Source organism: Candidatus Oscillochloris fontis, assembly GCF_004138135.1.
GTDB classification, from domain to species: Bacteria; Chloroflexota; Chloroflexia; order Chloroflexales; family Chloroflexaceae; genus Oscillochloris; species Oscillochloris fontis.
Map to the genome: position 1 here is coordinate 21,069 of NZ_RYFD01000051.1, position 6,286 is coordinate 27,354.

The following is a 6,286-nucleotide window of genomic DNA, read 5'->3' on the forward strand; positions in this document are numbered from 1 at the left end:
ATAACCCCCCTTAATTGTAGAGACCTCCCCTCAACCACATGTGTGATACGAGGTACTCCATGCCCGATCTGCCCTTCGCTCATGATCTCATGGCCGCCCTCTCCGGTTCTGTCGTCACGTTGGCTGAACTTGATGCGAACCTACACTATACCGCGCTGCATAATCCCGGTATGTTGTTGGGGGCAGTGTGTGTTCTAGGGCGATCACTCCATACAGTCCACGGCCTTGATGCGTCACGCCTCTCCGATCTGGCGATGCAGGCATTATCTACGGGCTTGGCTCAAGAGGCGCGTATGGCCATGATCGGTCGAATCTGGCAGGTGCGTATCACTCCGTTATCCCCCAACCGCTTGGCGCTGCTCGCTAGCGAGGTTGCACCATTGCTTACGGATTTCGATCTCTTATCTACGCTCTTTGAAGGTCTGCATGATGGTCTGATTTTGCTTGATTCGGCGGGGCATATTCGCTTGATCAATGCGGCAGCGACGACGTTGCTCGCGCCCAACGATGAGGTGCTGCTTGATCGCACCTGGGTCGAGTTTCATACCGCATGGCCCAATCAGCCACTGATCAGTATTGATCAGAGTCTGCTTGATGGACAAGTGCGTCACGCCCGTGTCCAACTTCCCAACCCGTTGGGCGGTGAGCGTACCTACGATATTCGCACTATGCCGCTGCTTGATGACCACGGGCGGCTTACCTGGCTCTTGGTGCATCTGCGCGATATGACCGAGCCGCTCTGGTTTGCCGCGCAGATGCGCCAGCACGAGCGACTGCTGGCAACCGGACGCTTGGCGGCGGTGGTGGCGCACGAGGTGAATAGTCCGCTTCAATCTATTGAGACCTGCTTGCATATGGCGGGGCGGATGAGCGCTGATTCTGACCGTGAGCGCTATTTGCGCCTCGCCCGTGAGGAGATTAAGCGCATCAGTGTGACGCTGCGCCAACTACTCGACCTCTACCGACCGAGCGCCGCTCCGATGCAGATCAATATTAACACCCTGATCGAACGGGTCTTTTTGCTGACCGAGCCGACCCTGCGGCGGCGTGCTATTCAGATCCAGTGCAATCTGAGTGACAATCTGCCCATGCTCATCGGTCGCCCCGATGAGATAACCCAGGTCTTGATCAATCTGGTCTTTAATGCGATGCAGGCGATGCTACGCGGTGGGCGTTTGGTGGTGATGAGTGATTGGGCAGCGGATGCGCAGGGGCAATTACAGATCATTATTCGGGTAAGTGATAATGGTATGGGTATTTCGCCCGATAATCTGCCCCATATTTTCGAGCCATTCTTTACTACCCGGCCCGATGGTACCGGCTTGGGGTTGGCGATCTGCCAGCGGATTCTTGCCGATCATGATGGACAGATTATGGTGGAGCATAGTAGTGAGGAGGGAACCTGTTTTCGGGTTGAGTTGCCGGTGAAGGAAGGGTGATGTGCATCCTTGCGGGGGTTCGGGGGAGGCGTTCGGTTAATCCCAGTGTGGCTGTAGGGGCGCGTCGTGACGCGCCATCCGGTGCGATGATCGCGGCGACATAAGGCGTGGGGACGCCTGGGGCGCGTCGTGACGCGCCCCTACGCATGCCATGTGGGCGCGTCGCGCCCCTACAGGCACCTACGCCTGCGCCAAATACTCACCAATCCGCTTGGCCGCCTCGCGGCCCTCAGCAATCGCCCAGACGATCAGCGACTGGCCCCGGCTCATGTCACCGGCGGCGAAGACGCCAGGGCGCGAGGTCATCTTCGAGGTGTTTGTGGCCACCGTGCCGCCAGGGGTTAGATCTACCCCCAACTGCTCGATCATCCCGTTGCGCTCTGCGCCGGTGAAGCCCATCGCCAACAACACCAGATCGCAGGGCATGGTGAAGTTCGAGTCGGGCACTTCCTCCATCCGCATGCGGCCCTGGGCGTCACGCTGCCAATTCACCTTGACCGCCTCAATGGCGACTACCCGCCCGCGCTCATCGCCGATCAGGCGTTTGGTCTGTACCGAGTAGATACGCTCGCCACCCTCTTCGTGCGACGAGGGGGTGCGGAAGACACGCGGCCACTCTGGCCAGGGGTTGTCCTTGGCGCGCTTGAGCGGCGGTTGGGGCAGCAGTTCAAACGACGTTACCTGCAAGGCACCCTGGCGCAGCGAGGTACCCACACAGTCGGCTCCGGTGTCGCCGCCACCGATCACGATCACCCGCTTGCCCTCGGCACTGATCGCATCGTCGGGCGGAACCACATCACCCTCACAGCGCTGGTTCTGCTGGGTCAGGAAGTCCATGGCGAAGTAGATCCCGCTCAGTTCGCGGCCCTCGGCCACCAGATCACGCGGCTTGCGCGACCCACCGGCCAGCAGCACCGCGTCGAAGTCGCGGCACAGGTCGTCGGCGGAGACATCCTTGCCGACTTCAACCCCGGTGTGGAAGACGATGCCCTCGGCGACCAGTTGCTCCAAGCGCCGGTCAATGATCTTCTTCTCCAACTTGAATTCGGGGATGCCGTAGCGCAGCAGGCCACCGATGCGATCCGCCCGCTCGAAGACCTCGACCTCATGGCCCTGGCGGCGCAACTGCTGCGCAGCGGCCAGACCAGCCGGGCCGGAGCCAACAATGGCGACCCGCTTGCCAGTCAGGGTGTGCGGCGGCTGCGGGCGCACGCGCCCATCGGCAAAGCCGCGCTCGATGATCTGCAACTCGATCATCTTGATCGTCACTGGCTCAAAGCTCAGGCTCAACGAACACGCCCCCTCACACAGCGCCGGACAGAGGTGGCCGGTAAACTCAGGGAAGTTGTTGTCGCGGTGCAACAGCGTCAGCGCGTTCTCCCAATCCCCCTCGTAGACCAGATCGTTAAAGCCGGGGATGTAGTTGCCGAGCGGGCAGGCGACGTGACAGTAGGGGATGCCACAGTCCATGCAGCGTGCCCCCTGCTGCACCACCGTCTGCTCGTCTACTGGCTCATACACCTCATGGTAATCGGCCAGCCGCTCCTCGACCGGACGCCCATGCAGTTCGGCCCGCCCATACTTAAGAAAGCCCTCAACGTCGCCCATAATGCTGTAACCTCTCTGGATTGTGCGCCATGGTATCATGTGCGGCGCAACGGTTTTGTCGCTTACCCCCGGCGGAGCGTTCCCGCACCCCGCCACGCTCTTACGCCCGGGCCGCGAGGGCCGGCGGTGCCGAGCTACGTCGCTCGTGATGGGTCGGTGTCGGACGCTCCATTGCGCCACAGTTTGGCTGGGAATCCCAGGGGTACATTTGTGATGTAATGTACACTGTTCTGGGCGTTTGCAGAGTAGTAGCATATCAACTTGGGCTGGTCATTTGGTTACTTCTGGGTTGAAATGGGCCTGTTTGGAGGCTGAAAGGCATCATTGATGGCAGAATCTGAGCTGGTGCAGCGAATCGAGCGTCTGCGGGCGCTGCTGCGTGAACACAACTATCGCTACTATGTGCTCGATGATCCCAACGTGAGTGATGTCGAGTATGATGCACTTATGCGTGAGCTACGCCACCTGGAGGCCGAGCATCCTGAGTTGCTCAGCCCCGACTCGCCCACCCAGCGTGTCGGCGCACCAGTGACGAGTCAGTTTGGCAAGGTGCGCCATCCCCAGGCGATGCTCTCGCTTGGTAATGCCTTTGATGAGGCCGATCTGTATGCGTGGCGCGAGCGGGTACTCAAGTTGCTCGGTGCCGACACGCCGCTGGCCTATGTGCTCGAGCCGAAGATTGATGGCCTCGCCATCGCCCTGACCTACCGTGCCGGTCGCTTTGAACTCGGCGCTACCCGTGGCGATGGCGAGGTCGGTGAGGATGTGAGCGCCAACCTACGCACGGTGCGCGGCATCCCTTTGGTGTTGCGCACGGAGACTCCCGACACGCCCATTCCCAGCAGTATCGAGGTGCGCGGCGAGGTCTATATGCCCAGCGCCGATTTTGATGCACTCAACAAGCGCCTCGCCAGCAGTGGTGAGAAGGTCTTTGCCAATGCGCGTAACTCCGCTGCTGGCAGCCTGCGCCAGAAAGACCCGGCGATCACCGCGAGCCGCCCGCTGCGCTTCTTCGCCTACCAAGTGGGGCCGGTGGAGGGCGTGGAACTGACGAGCCAGTGGCAGACGTTGGCCTACCTGCGCAATCTGGGCTTCCCGGTCAACCGCGATGCGCGCCGTTTTGACGACTTTGCGGCGGTACTCGACTACTGCCGGGATTGGATGGCGCGCCGCGATAGCCTGGAGTTCGAGGCCGACGGGATTGTGATCAAGATTGACGATTTCGCCCAACAGCGCGAGTTGGGGGTAGTCGGGCGCGACCCGCGCTGGGCGATTGCGTTCAAGTTCCCCGCCCGCGAAGCCACTACCCGCCTCCAGGCAATCACGGTAAACGTGGGGCGTACCGGTGTCCTGACGCCCGGAGCCGAATTGGAGCCGGTGGTCATCGGTGGGGTGACGGTGCGCAATGCCAGTCTGCACAACGCCGACTATATTGCCGAGCGCGATATTCGCGTCGGCGACTATGTGACGATAAAACGGGCCGGGGATGTGATCCCGTATGTAATCGGGCCGATCCTCAGCCGCCGCGATGCGAGCGTGCAGCCCTGGAGCTTCCCCACCATCTGCCCCGCATGTGGCACGGCACTAGAACGGGTAGAAGGCGAGGCTGCATGGCGCTGCCCCAACTTCGGTATCTGCCCGGCGCAGTTGGTGCGCCGCGTGGAACACTATGTGAGTCGCGGGGCACTCGACATTGTCGGGATTGGTGAGAAACAGGCCGAACTCTTCGTCACAGCGGGGCTCATCAGCGACGTAGCCGATCTCTATGCACATGCACTGCAACCCCACCACTTCCAGGGCATGGAGGGCTTTGGCCCCAAGAAGATCGCCAACCTGATCACCGCGATTGAGGAGTCGAAGACACGTCCGCTAGATCGGCTGCTGGTGGGCCTCGGCATCCGTTTTGTGGGCAGCGTCGCCGCCCAGACGCTCGCCAACCAGTTTGGCAGCCTCGACGCCATCATGGCGGCGACGCAGGCCGATCTCGAACAGATCGAGGGCATCGGCCCAGTGCTGGCGGCCAGTGTGGTAGATTTCTTCCAACACCCGCAGAACCGCGCCCTGGTGGAGAAGTTACGCGCCGCCGGGCTGACCCTCACCGGCGGTGCGCCGCGCCAAATCCAGAGCCAGAACCTCAACGGCAAAACCTTCGTACTGACCGGAACCCTGCCCACACTCACCCGCGAACAAGCCGCCGAAATGATCCTAGCGCATGGCGGCAAGGTGAGCGAGAGCGTGAGTAAGAAGACCAGCTACGTGGTCGCCGGGGCGAGTGCGGGGAGCAAACTGGCCAAGGCGACCCAGTTGGGGGTGCCGGTGTTGGATGAGGCCGGGTTGCGGGAGTTGGTTGGGGGGTAGAGACGCAAGATATTGCGTCTCCCTCTGATGTGAAAAACCGGGTCGGAGGGGTATACCGCCGAGGACGCCGAGGTGCGCAGAGGGGGAGGCCGAAGAGCGCATCCTCTGCGTTCCTCGGCGTCCTCGGCGGTGAAAAACCGGGGCGGTGGGGTATACCACAGAGGACGCCGAGGTGCGCAGAGGGGGAGACCCAAGAACGCATCCTCTGCGTTCCTCCGCGTCCTCGGCGGTAAAAAATTGGGTCGGAGGGGTAACCGCCGAGGACGCCGAGGTGCGCAGAGGGGGAGGCCGAAGAGCGCATCCTCTGCGTTCCTCGGCGTCCTCGGCGGTGAAAAACCGGGGCGGAGGGGTATACCGCAGAGGAGACAGAGTGGCGCAGAGGGGGAGACCCAAGAACGCATTCTCTGCGTTCCTCGGCGTCCTCGGCGGTAAAAAACCGGGTCGGGGGGTTCTACCGCCGAGGAGACAGAGGGGCGCAGAGGGGGAGACCCAAGAACGCATCCTCTGCGTTCCTCCGCGTCCTCGGCGGTGAAAAATTGGGGTTCCCTATCCCATTGCGCCCCACCCACCCCATCGTGTACCATACGGCACATACCACTCCACACCCACGGAGCCACCATGAACACCCAACCCGAACAACCCGATTCTCCACTTGTCCGCCTAGATGGAGTACAGGCTGGGGATATAGACTTCGGCGATGTTGTTGGGCGTGACAAGATAATCCACAACCACCACCACCACGCCCCACCACCCACCCTCAGCAACCTGCACCAACTGCGCGTCCCAGTAAGCGACTTTGTCGGCCGCAGCGCGGAGATCGCCACCCTCAGCGCGGCCTTGCAGCGCGGCGACGCCGCCAGTATCAGTGGCCTCGCCGGGAT

General features: G+C 61.8%; 4 protein-coding genes. 2 read left to right on the forward strand and 2 right to left on the reverse strand.

Annotated elements, in window-relative coordinates:
- Positions 1 to 59: 59 nt before the first annotated feature.
- Positions 60 to 1,439, forward strand: coding sequence for a two-component system sensor histidine kinase NtrB (locus EKD03_RS15600; RefSeq protein ID WP_161569285.1), 1,380 nt, complete (start codon positions 60 to 62; stop codon positions 1,437 to 1,439).
- Positions 1,440 to 1,619: 180 nt separating this feature from the next.
- Here EKD03_RS15600 and EKD03_RS15605 read toward each other — a convergent pair whose 3' ends face one another.
- The gene (locus EKD03_RS15605) at positions 1,620 to 3,047 is read right to left on the reverse strand and encodes a glutamate synthase subunit beta (protein ID WP_129632915.1); all 1,428 of its coding nucleotides are present in this window, start codon (positions 3,045 to 3,047) and stop codon (positions 1,620 to 1,622) included.
- Positions 3,048 to 3,374: 327 nt separating this feature from the next.
- Here EKD03_RS15605 and ligA point away from each other — a divergent pair, with 327 nt between their 5' ends.
- Positions 3,375 to 5,405 (forward strand): NAD-dependent DNA ligase LigA, encoded by a 2,031-nt coding sequence (ligA, locus tag EKD03_RS15610; protein ID WP_129632918.1) that lies wholly within the window; start codon positions 3,375 to 3,377, stop codon positions 5,403 to 5,405.
- A gap of 660 nt (positions 5,406 to 6,065) precedes the next feature.
- On the opposite strand, the gene EKD03_RS18490 is transcribed toward ligA, so the two are convergent.
- A partial coding sequence (locus EKD03_RS18490) for a hypothetical protein (RefSeq protein ID WP_161569286.1) occupies positions 6,066 to 6,286 on the reverse strand: 221 nt, incomplete at its 5' end.